General features: G+C 68.9%; 16 protein-coding genes. 14 read left to right on the top strand and 2 right to left on the bottom strand.

Annotated features, from left to right (window positions below; translation table 11 throughout):
- The first annotated feature begins 118 nt into the window (after positions 1–118).
- Both ASF58_RS24340 and ASF58_RS26440 read left to right on the top strand, forming a co-directional pair.
- Complete coding sequence (locus ASF58_RS24340; RefSeq protein ID WP_055959032.1) at positions 119–1,357, top strand: hypothetical protein; 1,239 nt, start codon at positions 119–121, stop codon at positions 1,355–1,357.
- An 800-nt stretch (positions 1,358–2,157) separates the two neighbouring features.
- Positions 2,158–2,310 (top strand): hypothetical protein, encoded by a 153-nt coding sequence (locus tag ASF58_RS26440; protein ID WP_156375893.1) that lies wholly within the window; start codon positions 2,158–2,160, stop codon positions 2,308–2,310.
- 517 nt (positions 2,311–2,827) lie between these two features.
- On the opposite strand, the gene arsH is transcribed toward ASF58_RS26440, so the two are convergent.
- Entirely contained in the window at positions 2,828–3,580 is a 753-nt protein-coding gene (gene arsH, locus ASF58_RS24335; RefSeq protein ID WP_055959029.1) for an arsenical resistance protein ArsH, read from the bottom strand.
- Positions 3,581–3,627: 47 nt separating this feature from the next.
- Here arsH and ASF58_RS24330 point away from each other — a divergent pair, with 47 nt between their 5' ends.
- From ASF58_RS24330 to ASF58_RS24305, 6 genes are all read left to right on the top strand, one after another.
- The gene (locus ASF58_RS24330) at positions 3,628–3,975 is read left to right on the top strand and encodes a metalloregulator ArsR/SmtB family transcription factor (RefSeq protein ID WP_055959026.1); all 348 of its coding nucleotides are present in this window, start codon (positions 3,628–3,630) and stop codon (positions 3,973–3,975) included.
- Positions 3,975–4,400, top strand: a complete 426-nt coding sequence (arsC, locus tag ASF58_RS24325) for an arsenate reductase (glutaredoxin) (protein ID WP_055959023.1) — start codon at positions 3,975–3,977, stop codon at positions 4,398–4,400. The genes ASF58_RS24330 and arsC overlap by 1 nt, the downstream gene beginning before the upstream one ends.
- A gap of 36 nt (positions 4,401–4,436) precedes the next feature.
- A complete protein-coding gene (locus tag ASF58_RS24320) occupies positions 4,437–5,732 on the top strand; it encodes an arsenic transporter (RefSeq protein ID WP_055959020.1) in 1,296 nt (431 codons plus the stop codon).
- Positions 5,733–5,739: 7 nt separating this feature from the next.
- On the top strand, positions 5,740–6,912 hold the full coding sequence (locus ASF58_RS24315; RefSeq protein WP_055959019.1) for an MFS transporter: 1,173 nt from the start codon (positions 5,740–5,742) through the stop codon (positions 6,910–6,912).
- A 113-nt stretch (positions 6,913–7,025) separates the two neighbouring features.
- Positions 7,026–7,412: a metalloregulator ArsR/SmtB family transcription factor gene (locus tag ASF58_RS24310; protein WP_055959016.1), complete on the top strand. Its 387-nt coding sequence runs from the start codon at positions 7,026–7,028 to the stop codon at positions 7,410–7,412.
- Positions 7,409–8,386, top strand: coding sequence for an arsenic resistance protein (locus ASF58_RS24305; RefSeq protein WP_055959013.1), 978 nt, complete (start codon positions 7,409–7,411; stop codon positions 8,384–8,386). The genes ASF58_RS24310 and ASF58_RS24305 overlap by 4 nt, the downstream gene beginning before the upstream one ends.
- Positions 8,387–8,513: 127 nt before the next feature.
- On the opposite strand, the gene ASF58_RS24300 is transcribed toward ASF58_RS24305, so the two are convergent.
- A complete protein-coding gene (locus ASF58_RS24300) occupies positions 8,514–8,927 on the bottom strand; it encodes a helix-turn-helix domain-containing protein (protein WP_055959010.1) in 414 nt (137 codons plus the stop codon).
- Positions 8,928–8,971: 44 nt separating this feature from the next.
- Here ASF58_RS24300 and ASF58_RS24295 point away from each other — a divergent pair, with 44 nt between their 5' ends.
- From ASF58_RS24295 to ASF58_RS24270, 6 genes are all read left to right on the top strand, one after another.
- Positions 8,972–9,409, top strand: coding sequence for a mercury transporter MerT (locus ASF58_RS24295; protein ID WP_162238978.1), 438 nt, complete (start codon positions 8,972–8,974; stop codon positions 9,407–9,409).
- 8 nt (positions 9,410–9,417) lie between these two features.
- Positions 9,418–9,648 (top strand): GDCCVxC domain-containing (seleno)protein, encoded by a 231-nt coding sequence (locus tag ASF58_RS24290; RefSeq protein WP_055959007.1) that lies wholly within the window; start codon positions 9,418–9,420, stop codon positions 9,646–9,648.
- Between the two features lie 286 nt (positions 9,649–9,934).
- The gene (locus ASF58_RS24285) at positions 9,935–10,330 is read left to right on the top strand and encodes a hypothetical protein (protein ID WP_055959004.1); all 396 of its coding nucleotides are present in this window, start codon (positions 9,935–9,937) and stop codon (positions 10,328–10,330) included.
- Between the two features lie 81 nt (positions 10,331–10,411).
- A complete protein-coding gene (locus ASF58_RS24280) occupies positions 10,412–10,816 on the top strand; it encodes a FixH family protein (protein WP_055959001.1) in 405 nt (134 codons plus the stop codon).
- The gene (locus ASF58_RS24275) at positions 10,813–12,339 is read left to right on the top strand and encodes an efflux RND transporter periplasmic adaptor subunit (protein WP_055958997.1); all 1,527 of its coding nucleotides are present in this window, start codon (positions 10,813–10,815) and stop codon (positions 12,337–12,339) included. The genes ASF58_RS24280 and ASF58_RS24275 overlap by 4 nt, the downstream gene beginning before the upstream one ends.
- A complete protein-coding gene (locus tag ASF58_RS24270; RefSeq protein ID WP_055958995.1) occupies positions 12,336–15,512 on the top strand; it encodes a CusA/CzcA family heavy metal efflux RND transporter in 3,177 nt (1,058 codons plus the stop codon). The genes ASF58_RS24275 and ASF58_RS24270 overlap by 4 nt, the downstream gene beginning before the upstream one ends.
- Positions 15,513–15,617 lie beyond the last annotated feature (105 nt).

Here is a 15,617-nt window from a genome sequence, read left to right as displayed (position 1 = left end):
GTCTCGCGAAGTATATCAGCGGATCTCCAAAGCACATACCCATAGACTAAGGCTAATGTCGAGCGGATCATCGGTCCCGACACGGCGGTGTGGTGCCTGACGTGTCGATGGATACGACATGCTCAACACGGCACAGGCGCGCGACCGCGCCCTCGATTTCCACTGGCGCATCCCGGAGAACATCCTCTCGGCCGCCGGCATCCCCGACATCCCCGATCGCAGGCAGGACGTCGCCAGGCGCAGCGTCCTCGCGGCCGCGTGCATCGCGGCCGACATGGCGCCCGGCGAGGATCGCTGGGTCAGCTACTCGCGCCGCAAGGCGTTCTACGCCGGTCAATCGCGGTACATGGGCCTGCCCTACACCTACGACCGCGTGCTCGCCGCCGTGGCTGAACTCGTCGAGCTCGGGCTGATCGAGGAGGTCCGGGCCCGCCCTGGCGACCACCTCTCCACCGGGATGCAGAGCCGCCTGCGTGCGACCCCCGACCTCGTCCACGCCTTCCGCGACGCGCCCTTCGAGTACGAGACGCGTCGCTGCCGCCTCATCCTCAAGGACGAGGCCGGCGACGTCATCGGCTACGACCCGACACGTCAGACGCGACGCCTGGAGGCCGAGCTCGACCGCATCAATGCCTACCTCGGCAAGGTCTCGGTCACGATGCCGACGGGCAACGGGTGGGAGCACGCCACGCGCGTTGTCCGAGCCCGCAACGACCGCAAGGAGAAGGGGACGTGGGCCAGCGTCGTCCCGACCCCGAGCCCCGAGGTTTACCGCGTGTTCGGCCGTGGCCGTTGGGACCGCCATGGCCGGCTCTACGGATGGTGGCAGAACCTCCCCAAGGGACGCCGCCGGGAGCTCCTCATCAACGGCGAGGCGGCCTTCGAGCCGGACTTCGCCACCCTCCATCCGCGGATCCTCTACGCAGCCCGTGGTCACGTCTTGCGCCACGATCCCTACGTCACGGGGACATTCCCCCGTGACGAGGGCAAGCTCGCCCTCAACGTCGCCTTGAACGCGAAGACCATGAACGCGGCAGCGGCGGCCATTATGGACAAGGACGACTGGGAGCACGGCTGGGACTACACCCGCGGCCTGCTCAAGGCCGTCGTGGCGCGGAACACCCCCATCGCCGCAGACATCGCTGCAGACCGTGGGATCCGCTGCATGGCCGTAGACAGCGCCATGGCGGTGGATGTCCTCAAGGCCTGCGAGAAGGCGTCCATCCCCTGCCTGCCCGTCCACGATAGCTTCATCGTACCGGCCTCCAAGGGCCCGTGGATGGAGGCCAAGATGGACGAAATCCTGACGGGCGTTCTCGGCGCTGTAACCCGTTCTCCCTCAACGATAATCGGGTAATTGGTTCCACATATGGGCCCCTGGGCCCCCGTTGTACCCTTGGGCCCGGGCCTCCTGGTTCCCCGCAGGTCGTCATCCCGCCGTCGTCCCCCTGCTACCTTCCCCGTCGCTGCCGCCTGCCCCGTTCCCCGGTGTAGCTCACTACCGTGACGCTCTGCGCCGCCCTCCCTGGATGTGGCTGGCCGTCGACGCTCGGGGGGGGTCGTAGGAATGGCTCTACCCCCTACTGGACCGCCGTCGTTCCAAGTCTAGAACCGCCGCTTACCCCTTGCTAGACCGTCGTTATTCGCCCTCTTTTGCTTGTCCGATGCTGTTCGGTGGGGTATATTCTAGACTGTCGACGTATCCGTCGTCCTCGCGATGCACCACATCCTGAGCGCACCCTCCGGCCCCCGGGGTCGGGGGGTGTTATGTTTCAGGGCCCCACGTGACGTTCACCCCCTTAACGCCCCCGGTCCACGCTATCTTACATGGTTAGTCTCTCCCTCGACGTCATCTGCGACGCGGTCGGCGCCTGGCTGTGGCTCAGGTAGGCCCAACAGGCCGATGGCTCCTGGCTCGATCCGAACGCTCCGGCTCCGCCCGACGCGGCCGCTGTCCTGGCCTACGCATACGAGGCGCACCTAGCGGCCGAGGCGGGCGGCACAACGTGGGACGGCTGGGCGGTCGCCGTCAACGAGCGGGCCCTGACGCGCACGCTAAGCGAGGTCACCGCGACGCTGCTCGACGCCCGGAAGGACAGCGACCCGTGGACGTTCGCCGACGGGGTAGATCGGCCCCTCACGAACGACCGCTTGAAGGTGCTGAGCCTGCAGATCCGGAGGCATATTGGCGTCTGTCTGGCGGTCTACAACCAGGTCGCTGCCGGCATCGGCGCCGGCGCCATCACCACCGCGGAGGTCGACGGCGCCTTCGCCGACGTCGACGCGATCGTCTTGAAGGCGGCGTCGTGACCATCCCACTCCTGGCCATCCTCGCTCGCCCCCTGACCGCGTCGACCCTCTCCGAAGTGGCGGTGCTGGAGACAGCGACGCACGGGACCGTCCGGACCTGGGCGGGGTTCGTTCGGCGCAAGGCCAAGGAGGACGTGATGCCTAGCGAAATTTCTGCTCCTGACTGCGGAGCCGATCGCCTCCATCGCCGAGGCCGACGCGCCGGGCACGGACGTCGGCGACCTCGTCTACGTCTCGGGGACGCTCCACTCCGTCCGGTCCCCCTCGCTGACCGAGGCGGCATGCGGAAGCTCCAGCTGAGCCTAGTGAAGCTGACCGCCGTCGACGTTGGCGAAGGATCCGTCCACGTCGCGATCGTCGGCGCCCCGACGAGACGGCCCCCGTGGTCGCCATCGTGGCGGCCGACATGCCCCAGCGCTCAGACTCTTGTGCTTACGGTCGTGGAGCCCTTGAAATAGGGATCGCTATCCTACCGGGCGAGGCGATGGCGTAGAAGAGGTCGGCGTGGACGTGCAGATCAGGAGGGTCGCTTCACGAACCCGATGTCGACGGCGACGGCCTTGAGCCTTTCGGGCTCGCGCTCCTTGCGTTCCGAATACCGGTCGACGAGGTAGTCGGATCGCTCGCGGGTGAGGAGCGTGAACTTCATCAGCTCCTCGCAGACATCGACCACCCGGTCGTAGAGCGGACCCGGCTTCATCCGGCCGGCCTCGTCGAACTCCTTGTACGCCATCGGGACCGAGGACTGGTTCGGGATGGTGATCATCCGCATCCAGCGACCGAGCACGCGGAGGCTGTTGACCGCGTTGAACGACTGCGAGCCGCCGGAGACCTGCATCACGGCGAGCGTCCGCCCCTGCGTCGGGCGCACCGAACCCTCCGAGAGCGGCAGCCAGTCGATCTGGCTCTTGATGACCCCGGTCATGGCGCCGTGTCGCTCGGGGCTGACCCAGACGTGGCCCTCCGACCAGATCGAGAGGTTTCGGAGTTCCCGGACCTTCGGGTGATCGGCAGTGGCGTCGTCGGGCAGCGGCAGGCCGTGCGCGTCGTAGATCCGCACCTCGCCGCCCATCGCCTCCAACAGGCGCGCGGCCTCGTAGGCGAGGAGGCGGCTGAACGAGCGCTCACGGAGCGATCCGTACAGGATCAGGAAGCGCGGGGCGTGGGTGAACGGTGTCTTCACGTGCAGGGCGTCGGTCGTCGGGACCACGAAATGCCCCTCGCTTAGGTTCGGCATTCCATCGGCGAAGGGCTGCAGGGGCTTGTCCAAGACGTTTCATTCCTCTACGTTTCAACGATGGTTGAGATATTGACATCATGATGGACGAACGGCAAGCCGTGGCGGCCTTCGCGGCCCTCGGCCAGGAGCATCGCCTGCGTATCGTGCGCCAGCTCGTCACCGCCGGCCCTGACGGCACGGCGGCCGGGACGCTCGCCGAGGCGGTCGGCGTGTCGGGCACTAACCTGTCGTTCCACCTGAAGGAGCTCTCGCATTCCGGGCTGGTCACGTCCCGGCGCGAGGGGCGCTCGATCATCTACAGCGCCGCCTACCCGGACCTGTCCGAGCTCATCCAGTTCCTGATGCGCGACTGCTGCCAGGGACGCCCTGAGGTCTGCGCCCCGGCTGTCGCTGCCCTTGCCGCCTGTTGCACGGAGACCACCTGATGGACGTCGTGATCTACCACAACCCGGATTGCGGCACGTCCCGCAATACCCTAGCCCTCATCCGCAACGCCGGCATCGAGCCGCACGTGGTCGAGTACCTGAAGACGCCCCCAAACCGGACCCTGGTGCGCCAGCTTGCCGAGCGGGCGGGCGTGAAGGTCCGTGATCTGCTCCGTGAGAAGGGAACGCCCTTCGGCGAGCTCGGCCTCTCGGACCCGAGCCTGACGGACGATCAGCTTCTGGATGCCATCGGCGAGCATCCGATCCTGCTGAACCGCCCCTTGGTCGTCACCCCACTGGGTGTTGCCCTATGCAGGCCCTCCGAGGCGGTCCTCGACCTCCTTCCCGCCCAACAGGGCGAGTTCGTCAAGGAGGATGGCGAGCGCGTCGTCGACGAGCACGGGCGCCGCGTCGCTACCGCCTGACCCCACCCACACCCCCAAGAACAAGAAACAGTCCCGATGCTCGCGCTCGCCATCTTCGTGGTCACCCTCGTCTTCGTCATCTGGCAGCCGCGGGATTTCGGCATCGGGTGGAGCGCCCTGATCGGGGCCGCCGTGGCACTGGGCACCGGGGTCATCCATCCCGGGGACATCCCGGTGGTCTGGCACATCGTCTGGGACGCCACCTTCACCTTCGTGGCCCTCATCATCATCTCGCTCCTGCTCGACGAGGCCGGCTTCTTCCACTGGGCGGCGCTCCACATCGCCCGGTGGGGCGGCGGCCGGGGGCACCTGCTGTTCCCGCTGGTGATCCTCCTCGGTGCCGCCATCGCGGCGGTGTTCGCCAACGACGGGGCGGCCCTGCTGCTCACCCCCATCGTGCTCGCCATCCTGCTGCGCCTCGACTTCAAGCCGGCGGCGGCCCTGGCCTTCATCGTCGCCTGCGGGTTCGTGGCGGATTCGACCAGCCTGCCGCTGGTGATCTCCAACCTCGTCAACATCGTCTCGGCGAACTTCTTCGACATCACCTTCAGCCGCTACGCCGCCGTGATGGTCCCGGTGAACCTCGTCTCGCTGGCCGCGACCCTGGTGGTGCTGTGGTTGTTCTACCGGAGCGACCTGCCAACCACGTACCCGGTGACCGAGCTCGAACCGCCGCGCCACGCGATCAAGGATCCGCTTGTCTTCAAGGCGGCCTTCCCGCTCCTCGCCCTGCTGCTGGTGGCCTACTTCATGACGGCCCCGTTCGGCGTGCCGGTCTCGGTGGTCACCTGCGCCGGCGCACTGGTCCTGCTGGCGCTGGCGAACCGAAGCCGCGTCATCCCGATCCGCAAGGTGCTCGCGGGTGCCCCCTGGCAGATCGTCCTGTTCAGCCTCGGCATGTACCTCGTAGTCTACGGCCTGAAGAACGCCGGCCTGACCGATTACCTGGCGCAAGGCCTCGTGCGGCTCTCGGGCTTCGGTCCGTTCGTCGCCACCCTCGGCACGGGGGTCGCCGCCGCGATCCTGTCGTCGGTGATGAACAACATGCCGAGCGTGCTCGTCGGCGCGCTCTCCATCCAGCAGGCCCCGGACCTGTCGCCCCTGATGCGCGAGCTGATGGTGTACGCCAACGTCATCGGTTGCGACCTCGGCCCGAAGTTCACGCCCATCGGCAGCCTGGCGACCCTGCTCTGGCTCCACGTCCTCGACACCAAGGGCCAGCGTATCACCTGGGGCCAGTACATGCGGGTGGGCCTGGTCATCACGCCACCGGTCCTCTTGGTCACCCTGGCGGCCTTGGCGGTCTGGCTACCCGTTCTCGGGGCCCGGTAGCGATCCGATGGCCCCGGCGCGCCGATGGCCCGTGATCTCGGCCCTGGGCGTGATCCAGATCCTGACCTGGGGCTCCTCGTTCTACCTCCTGTCGGTGCTGGCCGCGCCGATGTCGAAGGATACGGGATGGCCCCTCGGCTGGGTTATCGGAGGGCTGTCCCTTGGCCTCCTCGTCGCAGGCCTCGTCTCGCCGCGGGTGGGAGCCTTCATCGGGGAGCATGGCGGGCGGCCGGTGCTGGCCTTCGCCGCCATCGCGCTGGCGCTGGGCCTCATGGGCCTTGCCCTTGCCCCGAACCTCACGGCTTACCTCGCGGCCTGGCTCCTCGTCGGCCTCGGCATGGGCACCGGCCTGTACGACCCCGCCTTCGCCACGCTCGGGCGCCTCTACGGCGCCGAGGCAAGGCCCGCCATCACGACCCTGACCCTGTGGGGCGGCTTCGCCAGCACGGTGTGCTGGCCGCTCTCGGCCTTCCTGATCGAGCGGGTCGGCTGGCGCGGGACCTGCCTCGCCTATGCCGGGCTGCACCTCTCGGTCACGCTGCCGCTCGTCCTGCTCGCGATCCCCCGGCCCCCCGCGCATCCGGTCACGCGATCCGAAGGCGCGATCCCCGGCGTCCGGCTCGATGGCCGGGAGCGTCGTGCCTTCCTCCTCATGGCAGGGGTGCTGACCCTCGGCGGCACGGTGATGGCCATGGTCTCGGTGCACCTCATCACCCTGCTCCAGGCCCGTGGCGTGGCTCTCACCTCGGCCGTCGCCTATGGTGCCCTGATCGGACCGGCACAGGTGGGTGCGCGCATCGTCGAGATGGCCGGCAAGGGTCGGCACCATCCCCTCTGGACCCTGACCGCCGCCATGGTCCTGGTGGTCCTCGGGATCGCGATGCTGACGGCCGGCCTACCCTTGGTCGGGCTGGCGCTGGTCCTCTACGGGGCCGGCAACGGGATCTACTCGATTGCACGGGGTACGGTGCCCCTGGCCCTGTTCGGTCCCGAACGCTACGCCGCGCTCGTCGGCCGCCTCGCCCGCCCGGGGCTGGTGGCCCAAGCGCTTGCACCCTCCGTCGGAGCCTTGGTCCTGACCCACGCGGGCGCGGACGCGACCTATGCACTGCTCAGCGTGCTCGCCGTGGCGAACGTTGCGCTTGCCCTATCGCTCTGGCGTGTCCGGCCGCGAAGCTAGGAAAGCGGAGGCTGCCTGGGACGTCCGCCGTGATCCGGTCCAGATCCGGTCCTTGCCTCCGACCCGTCGTGAGCCTACTGACGCTTAAACGATTCCATAACGGTTTAAGTGTCGTGCAGGAAAAGCAAGCGCTCGACGGCTTCGCGGCCATCGCGCAGGAAACCCGCCTACGCATCATCCGCATGCTGGTGACCGCCGGGGCGAAGGGCATGGCCGCCGGTGCCATCACCGAGGCCATCGCAGGTGCCTCGGCGCCGCGCATCTCGTTCCACCTCAACCACCTGGAGAACGCCGGCCTCGTCGAGAGCCGCCGCGAAGGTCGCTCGATCATCTACAGCGCGATCTTCCCGGCCCTGTCCGACCTCGTCGCCTTCCTCATGCGCGATTGCTGCGAGGGTCACTGCGAGGTCTGCGACCGCGCCATCGACCTGTTCGCCAAATGCACCGGACGGCCCCAGCGGGTCGAGCAAGCCCCCAGGATCGCCTGCGAGGAAGCATGACCACCTTGCGCGACATCCTCGAAGGCCGCCAGATCCCGATCTACTTCGCCGCCATCGGCCTGGCCGTCGTCGTTGCGCTGTTGGTCCCCGGAACCACGGCCCTGGACGTCGGGATCAACCCGGCCCTGGCGTTGATGCTGTTCGTCACCTTCCTCCAGGTACCCCTGCCCGAGTTGGGGAAAGCCTTTACGCGGGTCCGTTTCCTGGCGGCGCTCCTCGCCACGAACTTCGTCGCGCTGCCGATCCTGGTGGCCTGCCTGATCCAGTTCCTGCCCGCCAATCCGATGCTGCGGCTGGGCGTGCTCATGGTCCTGCTCACGCCGTGCATCGACTACGTTGTCACCTTCGCCCACCTCGGCCGCGCGGACGCCAAGGTGCTGCTGGCCTCCACCCCGGCGCTGCTGATCGCGCAGATGCTGCTGCTGCCGGTCTACCTCAACGTCTTCCTCGGCGAGGACGCCGCCAGGTTCGTCCAGGTCGGTCCGTTCGTGCACGCCTTCGTCTGGCTCATCGCGGTTCCCCTCGGACTTGCTGCGGCCGTGCAGATCTGGGCCGCACGCAGCCGCACCGGCCAGCGGATCGCCGCCGGGCTCGGGCTTCTGCCGGTGCCGGCAACGGCCCTCGTCCTGTTCGTGGTGATCGCGTCCGTCCTGCCCCAGCTCGGGCCCGCCCTGGACGACGCCCCGCGGGTGGTCCCCGTCTACGTCGTCTTCGCCGTGGCGGCTCCGCTGCTGGGTTGGGCGGTCGGGCGCGCGTTCCGCCTGGATGCCCCCACCGTCCGCACGCTGGCCTTCAGCGCCGCCACGCGAAACTCCCTGGTGGTCCTGCCGCTGGCGTTTGCGGTTCCGGGTGCCGTGCCACTCCTGCCCGCCGTCATCGTCACGCAGACGCTGGTCGAGCTCCTCAGCGAACTCATCTACGTCCGCCTCATGCCAAGGTTCGGCGCCCCGGCATCCTCGCCGGTCGACGCCTAGGTCGACGGTCGTTCCACGGACGAGCGGCTGCGTGACCCCGCATCGCCACCCGCTTCCGGCCTCTTGGGACCAAGACAAGGACGACCGGCGGTCCCGTTCCACTGCTGGGTGTCGGATGGGCCGGCTTTCACATCGGTGCATCGAGCATATCGAGAACCGGGCAGGCCGGCGTCGGGGCGCCGCTGCACCGCTCCACGGTGTCGCTCAGGATGCGCTCAAGCCGCGCGAGACGGGCGAGCTTGGCGCGGACCTCGGCAAGGTGGGCGGCTGCGACGTCCCGGACCTCGCCACAGGACCGGTGCCCGGGCGCGGCCAACGCCAGCAGGGTCCGGATGTCCTCGATCCCGAAGCCCAATGCGCGAGCCTGACGGATGAACGCCAGGCGCCGGACATGGGCAGGATCGTAGGCCCTGTGACCGCCCTCCGTGCGAGCCGGCGGCGGCATGAGCCCGATGCGCTCGTAGTAGCGGACGGTCTCCAGGTTGATCCCGGCCGCCGCCGCGATCTGCCCTATGGAGAGACCTCGCGCACCCTTCGCCATTTTTCGCTTGATCCCGTAGTGGCTACGGGATGCAGGGTGGCACGATGATGATCGACACACCATCCATGGCGCCTCCCGCAAGACCCGCCTCACGTCCGCGGGACGGCCTGCCGATTCCCTCGGGAAGCTGGTTCGCCGGGCTGGGCACGGTCGCCGGGCTGGGTGCCCTGGCGGCCTCGTCCTGCTGCGCCCTCCCGGTGGCGCTTGCCGGTCTCGGCGCGACAGGGGCGGTTTTCGGAGGATTGGCCATGTTGGCTAGCATCCGGCCGATCCTGCTTGGCGGGGCCGCCCTGGCCCTCCTCATGGGTTGGGCGCTGTTCTTCCGTTACCGGGCGACGGCATGCGACATGGCCGAACCATGTGCTCGCATGGGGCCGTCATGGCGTACCCCTGGCCTTCTGGGACTTGGGACGGTGCTGGTCGGTTTGGCGCTCGCGTGGGAACCATACCTTGAGCCTGTCGTGCTCAAGGCGATGCGGTGAGGCGGACGATGCAGCTTCGGTCCACCCTGACCTGCCCGCACTGCGGTCATCGAGCGACGGAGACGATGCCGACCGACGCCTGCCAGTTCTTCTACGAGTGCACCGGCTGCGGCACGCTCCTGCGCCCGAAGGCGGGCGACTGCTGCGTCTTCTGCTCCTTCGGCGAGGTCCCCTGTCCGCCCATCCAGGAAGCCCGCGAGAACGGCGGGTCCGCATCCTGCTGCTCGGGGTCCTCCTGAGCTGCGGACCGGACAGGAGGCATACCCGCTTGGTCCCGGTCCGGGCATGGTGCCGTGCTGGACGATCCGTCCTCTCCCGGTCACGATCCGACGCTCGATGGAGCGCGTCCGGTAGCCTCGGGTGCATGGCTCCGGGTCCCCGGGCGCGGGGCGTCCGGTCGTCGCGCGACACCTACGTCTTCCGTCCCGTGCCCGTCATCGCGAAACTCGCGCTCGTCGTATCCCCTTGGCGCGTCCGGTAGTCCCGTCCCTTCCTTGCCGGTCTGTGATGTGGCATCGTCGGACGGTGACCTTCTGGCTCGCCCTTCGCAGGCTGCTCCCGCTCCTGGCGGTCCTCAGCCTCGCCCTTGCGCCGGTGACCGCATCCGCGGCTGCCGCAGGCATGCGCGCGCCGACGGGCGTTCACGGTCACGCCATGGCGATGTCCGACGAGGCCATGGACGGCATGGCCGGGATGGCCATGGACGAGATGCCGTGCTGCCCCAAGGAGCGGCCGGACATGCCCGACTGCTCGAAGGGCTGCCCCCTGATGGCGCTTTGCCTGGCTAAGGTCGCCACCGGACTTCCGGTCGCCCTCGGACTTCCGGGTCGCGTCGCCCGCTTCGAGGGACCCACCTGGGCCGTCATCGCGTCCTTCGACAGCCTCTCGCAAGGGCCGCCCACCGAGCCTCCCCGAGCCTGAACCCGATGCCGCCGGCGTGAGCGCCGGCATGACGCCGCGCGTCCACGCGCGGCCCGCCATCGCGTTCAGGAGACAACACCCGTGACCCAGAAGCCTTTTCCGCGCGCCGTCTCGGCGGCGCTGCTCGGTGCCGCCCTGTCGGCGACCGCGTTCCCGGCGCTTGCCGACATCAAGGACTACCGCTTCGAGCTCTTGCAGCAGGAGGCCAAGGTCGGCGAGGCTGTCCTGTCGGTGCGCCTTCTCGATAAGCGCAGCGGCAAGCCGGTTCCCGACGCCGTGATCTTCGCCAAGCGCATCGACATGGCGCCCGACAGCATGGACGAGATGACCTCGAAGATCGAGCAGCTCCCCACGACCGAGCCGGGCGTCTATCGCTTCAAGGCGAAGCTCACGATGGCCGGCGGCTGGCGCCTGTCGCTCGGGGCCAAGGTCCAGGGCGAGACCGGCACGGTCGAGGACAAGCTGGTCTTCAAGGCCGTCAAGTGAGCCGCGCGGCCTGGTTCGCCGGGACCCTCGCCGCACTCGCGGCGGGGGGCGCCGGCTATGTCGCGGGGCATGGGGAGAACCCCGTGCCGGCGCTCGCCGAGCGCGCCCGGACGGAGCTCGCCCGGTGGTCTCCGGCCCCCATGCCGGCCGCGCAGGCTACGGCCCCCACGAAGGCGGCCGGACCGGTGGTCTACTACCAGGACCCGGACGGGAAGCCGGTCTACTCGCTGTCGCCGATGGCGACCGCGGATGGCCGGGAGTTCCGCGCGGTCCACGCCAGCGAGGACGTGCGCTTCGACGCTTCGGACGACGGCGAGGCCATGCCTGCCGACATGGCCGGCCAGGGGATGGCCGGGCATGACTTGGCCGCCCAGGACATGGGGAAGGCCGGGGACGCGAAGCCCGCCGCGGGCGCCCGCCGCATCCGCTACTACCGCAACCCGATGGGGCTGCCGGACACCTCGGCCACGCCCAAGAAGGATTCGATGGGGATGGACTACATCCCCGTCTACGAGGGTGAGGACAGCGACGGCAACGTCGTCACCGTCTCGCCCGGCAAGGTGCAGCGCACCGGCGTGCGGACCGAGGTCATCGAGCGCCGGGTGGTGGCGCAGCCCGTCCGGGTGCCCGGCACGGTCGCCCTCGACGAGCGGCGGGTGACGGTCATCGCGACCCGGTCGGACGCCTACGTCGACCATGTCGAGAACGTCACCACCGGCGACCGCGTCCGCAAGGGCCAGGCGCTGGTCCACGTCTACTCGCCCGAGATCAACGCGGCGGCGGCCCAGCTCATCGCCAACCCGGGCTTCGACGGCGCGAGGCGGCGCCTGCGGAACCTGAACGTCTCCGAGGCGGTGATCGACGAGATGGAGCGGACCCGGAACGTGCCGATGGCCATCACCTGGTCGTCGCCCCGGGACGGCATCGTCCTGCAACGGACCGCCATCGAGGGCATGAAGGCCGCGGCCGGCGATACCCTGTTCCGCATCGGCGACATCGCGACGATGTGGGTGCTCGCCGACGTGCCCGAGCGCGACCTTTCCAACGTCCGCGTCGGGCAAGCCGCCACGATCCGCCTGCGCTCGGCCCCGGGGCGCATCTACTCCGGCAAGGTCGGGACGATCTATCCGCAGGTGAACCCGGAGACCCGGGCCACGCGGGTGCGCATCGAGCTCCCGAACCCCGACGGCACCTTGCTGCCCGACATGTATGCCGACGTCGAGGTCGCGACCGGCGACACCAAGCCCGTGGTCGCGGTGCCGGACGACGCCGTCATCGACACCGGCGAGCGGCAGGTGGTGCTCCTCGACCGCGGGGAAGGCCGTTTCGAGCCGAAGGAGGTCAAGGTCGGCGTGCGCGGCACCGGCTACACCGAGATCCGCGACGGCATCTCGGCCGGCGACCGCGTCGTGACCTCCGCGAACTTCCTCATCGACGCCGAGAGCAACCTGAAGGCGGCCCTCCAGGGCATGGCGCCGCCCAAGGACGACCGGCTGGCCGCCGACGCGGGAGGCACGCCATGATCGCGCGCCTCATTGGCTGGTCGGCACGTAACCTCGTCCTGGTGCTGGTTGGGACCGTGTTCGCCGTCGCGGTCGGGGTGATGTCGCTGCGCACCCTGCCGCTCGACGCCATCCCCGACCTCTCGGACGTGCAGGCCATCGTCTACACGGAGTACCCGGGCCAGGCGCCACAGGTCGTGGAGGATCAGGTCACCTACCCGCTGACCACCGCCATGTTGACGGTGCCGAAGGCGAAGGTAGTGCGCGGCTTCTCGTTCTTCGGCGTGTCGTTCGTCTACGTCATCTTCGAGGACGGCACCGACCCGTACTGGGGCCGCTCGCGGGTGCTCGAATACCTCAACGCCGCGGCGAGCCGCCTGCCGGCCGGGGTAACCCCGACACTCGGCCCCGACGCCACGGGCGTGGGTTGGGTCTACCAGTACGTCGTCGTCGCAAAGGAACGGACGCTCGCCGAGCTTCGCTCCCTGCAGGACTGGGTGGTCCGGTTCGGGGCCTCGCGGGCAGAGGGCGTCGCCGAGGTCGCCGGCGTCGGCGGCTTCGTCAAGCAGTACAACGTCGTGGTCGACCCGAACCGGCTTCGTGCCCAGGGCATCTCCCTCAACAAGCTCCGGGACGCAATCCGGTCGAGCAACGCCGACGTCGGCGGCCGCACGGTCGAGCTCTCCGAGTTCGAGTTCATGGTCCGCGGTCGCGGCTACCTGAGGGGCGTCGCCGACATCGAGAACATCGTCCTCAAGACTTCCGGCGGCACGCCGCTGCGGGTCCGGGACGTCGCCCGGGTCGAGCTCGGACCGGACGAGCGTCGGGGCATCACCGAGATGAACGGCGAGGGCGAGGTCGCCGGCGGCATCGTCCTGCAGCGCTTCGGCGCGAACGCGCTGAACGTCATCGAGGGCGTGAAGGCGAAGCTTGCGGAGGTGGCGAAAAGCCTGCCCGCGGGCACCGAGATCCTGCCGGTCTACGACCGCTCCCAGCTCATCGACGCGGCCATCGACACCCTGCGGCACACGCTGGTCGAGGAGAGCGTCGTCGTCTCGCTCGTGTGCGTCGTGTTCCTGCTGCATGTGAGGAGCGCGCTCGTCGCCATCCTGATGCTGCCGGTCGGGATCCTGATGGCGTTCGTCGGCATGCGAGCCCTGGGTCTCGGCGCCAACATCATGAGCCTGGGCGGCATCGCCATCGCGGTCGGCGCCATGATCGACGCCGCCATCGTGATGATCGAGAACGCCCACAAGCACCTGGAACGGGCGCCGCCAGGCAAGCCGCGGACGGAGATCCTGGTGGAGGCGGCGTCCGAGGTCGGCCCATCCCTGTTCTTCTCGCTCCTCATCATCACGGTCAGCTTCCTGCCGATCTTCACACTGGAGAGCCAGGAAGGCCGGCTGTTCGGGCCGCTGGCCTTCACCAAGACCTTCGCCATGGCGGCAGCCGCGATCCTGTCGGTGACCTTGGTCCCCGCGCTGATGGTGCTGTTCGTGCGGGGCCGGATCATCCCGGAGCACAGGAACCCGCTGAACCGGCTCCTGATCTGGCTCTACCGGCCGCTCATCGCGGGCGTCCTGCGGGCGCGGGTGCTGACTGTCCTGCTCGCCCTCGGGGTGCTGGCGGCGACCGTGTGGCCGGCCCGTCAGCTCGGCTCGGAGTTCATGCCCGACCTCAACGAGGGCACGCTGATGTACATGCCGACGACCCTGCCGGGCCTGTCGGTGACCAAGGCCGGCGAGCTCCTCGCGACCCAGGACCGCATCATAAAATCCTTCCCGGAGGTAGCCTCGGTCTACGGCAAGGCGGGCCGCGCCAACACCGCGACCGACCCGGCGCCGATGGAGATGTTCGAGACGGTCATCGCGCTGAAGCCGCCGTCCGAGTGGCGCCCCGGCGTGACGCTGGCGAGCCTCAAGGCCGAGATGGACAAGGCCCTGCAGTTCCCGGGCGTGTCGAATGCATGGACGCAGCCGATCCGCGCCCGCATCGACATGCTCTCGACCGGCATTCGCACGCCCGTCGGCATCAAGGTGCTGGGCACCGACCTTAAGGAGATGGAAGGGGTCGCTCGCCAGGTCGAGGCGGTGGTGCGCAACGTGCCGGGCACGTCGAGCGCCTACGCCGAGCGGGTCATCGGCGGCTACTTCCTCGACATCACGCCGGACCGGGAGGCGCTCGGGCGCTACGGGCTGATGGTCGGGGACGTGCAGGACGTCATCGCGACGGCGCTTGGCGGCCAGAGCGTGACGAACACCGTCGAGGGACGCGAACGCTACACCGTCAACGTCCGCTACCCCCGGGCCTTCCGGTCCGATCCGCGGGCCATCGCCGACGAGGTGCAGGTGCCACTCCCGGCTGGGGGCACGGTGCCGTTGCGCGAGGTCGCCAAGGTCGAACTCACCCGGGGCCCGACCTCGATCCGCACGGAGAACGGACAGCTTGCGGTCTACATCTTCGTCGACATCAATGGGCGCGACCTCGGCGGCTACGTGGCCGAGGCGCGCAAGGCCGTGGTGGACGAGGTCAAGCTCCCACAGGGCACGACCCTGCAGTGGAGCGGGCAGTACGAATACCTGGAGCGGGCCGAGGCGCGCCTGAAGGTCGTGGTGCCGCTGACGCTGCTCGTCGTGTTCCTGCTGCTGTTCATCAACTTCCGGCGCCTGACCGAGACGCTCATCGTCATGCTGTCGCTGCCGTTCGCCCTGGTCGGCGGCATCTGGCTGATGTGGTGGATGGGCTTCAACATGTCGGTGGCCGTGGCGGTGGGCTTCATCGCGCTCGCCGGCGTCGCCGCCGAGACAGGGGTGATCATGCTGGTCTACCTCGACCACGCGCTCGACGAGGTCCGGGCCGCCTGCGCACGCGAGGGGCGGCCCCTGAACCGCGAGGACCTGCGGCGGGCGATCATGGTCGGTGCGGTCGAGCGGGTTCGCCCGAAGATGATGACCGTGACCGCCATCATGGCCGGCCTGATCCCGATCCTGTGGAGCACGGGCGCCGGCTCCGAAGTGATGCAGCGCATCGCCGTGCCGATGATCGGCGGGATGGTGTCCTCGACCGTGCTGACGCTGGTCGTCATCCCGGCGGTCTACGCCCTCGTGAAGGGATGGGGTCTGTCCGCGGCCGCCGAGACGCCGGCGAGCGTCGCCCCGGCCGAACGACCCGCTTACCGCGAGGCGGCGGAGTAGGCGCTTGCGGACGGATTGAGTATCCCGGGCATGAGAGAAGGAATTTATTAGAACGAACTATAGCCGTCTGAGTTGACAGAATGAGCAAGGCAATACTGGAGGGGT

The sequence above is a fragment of the Methylobacterium sp. Leaf125 genome, assembly GCF_001423085.1.
Lineage (GTDB): Bacteria > Pseudomonadota > Alphaproteobacteria > Rhizobiales > Beijerinckiaceae > Methylobacterium.
This window is presented reverse-complemented; position numbering and strand designations above follow the sequence as displayed.

Bases quoted from the DNA above. Each gene is read 5' to 3' on its own strand.
- ASF58_RS24300 (WP_055959010.1), bottom strand. From the start codon at position 8,927: ATGGCGAAGGGTGCGCGAGGTCTCTCCATAGGGCAGATCGCGGCGGCG.
- ASF58_RS24305 (WP_055959013.1), top strand. From the start codon at position 7,409: ATGACCACCTTGCGCGACATCCTCGAAGGCCGCCAGATCCCGATCTAC.
- ASF58_RS24290 (WP_055959007.1), top strand. From the start codon at position 9,418: ATGCAGCTTCGGTCCACCCTGACCTGCCCGCACTGCGGTCATCGAGCG.
- ASF58_RS24270 (WP_055958995.1), top strand. From the start codon at position 12,336: ATGATCGCGCGCCTCATTGGCTGGTCGGCACGTAACCTCGTCCTGGTG.
- ASF58_RS24330 (WP_055959026.1), top strand. From the start codon at position 3,628: ATGATGGACGAACGGCAAGCCGTGGCGGCCTTCGCGGCCCTCGGCCAG.
- ASF58_RS24315 (WP_055959019.1), top strand. From the start codon at position 5,740: ATGGCCCCGGCGCGCCGATGGCCCGTGATCTCGGCCCTGGGCGTGATC.
- ASF58_RS24320 (WP_055959020.1), top strand. From the start codon at position 4,437: ATGCTCGCGCTCGCCATCTTCGTGGTCACCCTCGTCTTCGTCATCTGG.
- ASF58_RS24295 (WP_162238978.1), top strand. From the start codon at position 8,972: ATGATGATCGACACACCATCCATGGCGCCTCCCGCAAGACCCGCCTCA.
- arsC (WP_055959023.1), top strand. From the start codon at position 3,975: ATGGACGTCGTGATCTACCACAACCCGGATTGCGGCACGTCCCGCAAT.
- ASF58_RS24340 (WP_055959032.1), top strand. From the start codon at position 119: ATGCTCAACACGGCACAGGCGCGCGACCGCGCCCTCGATTTCCACTGG.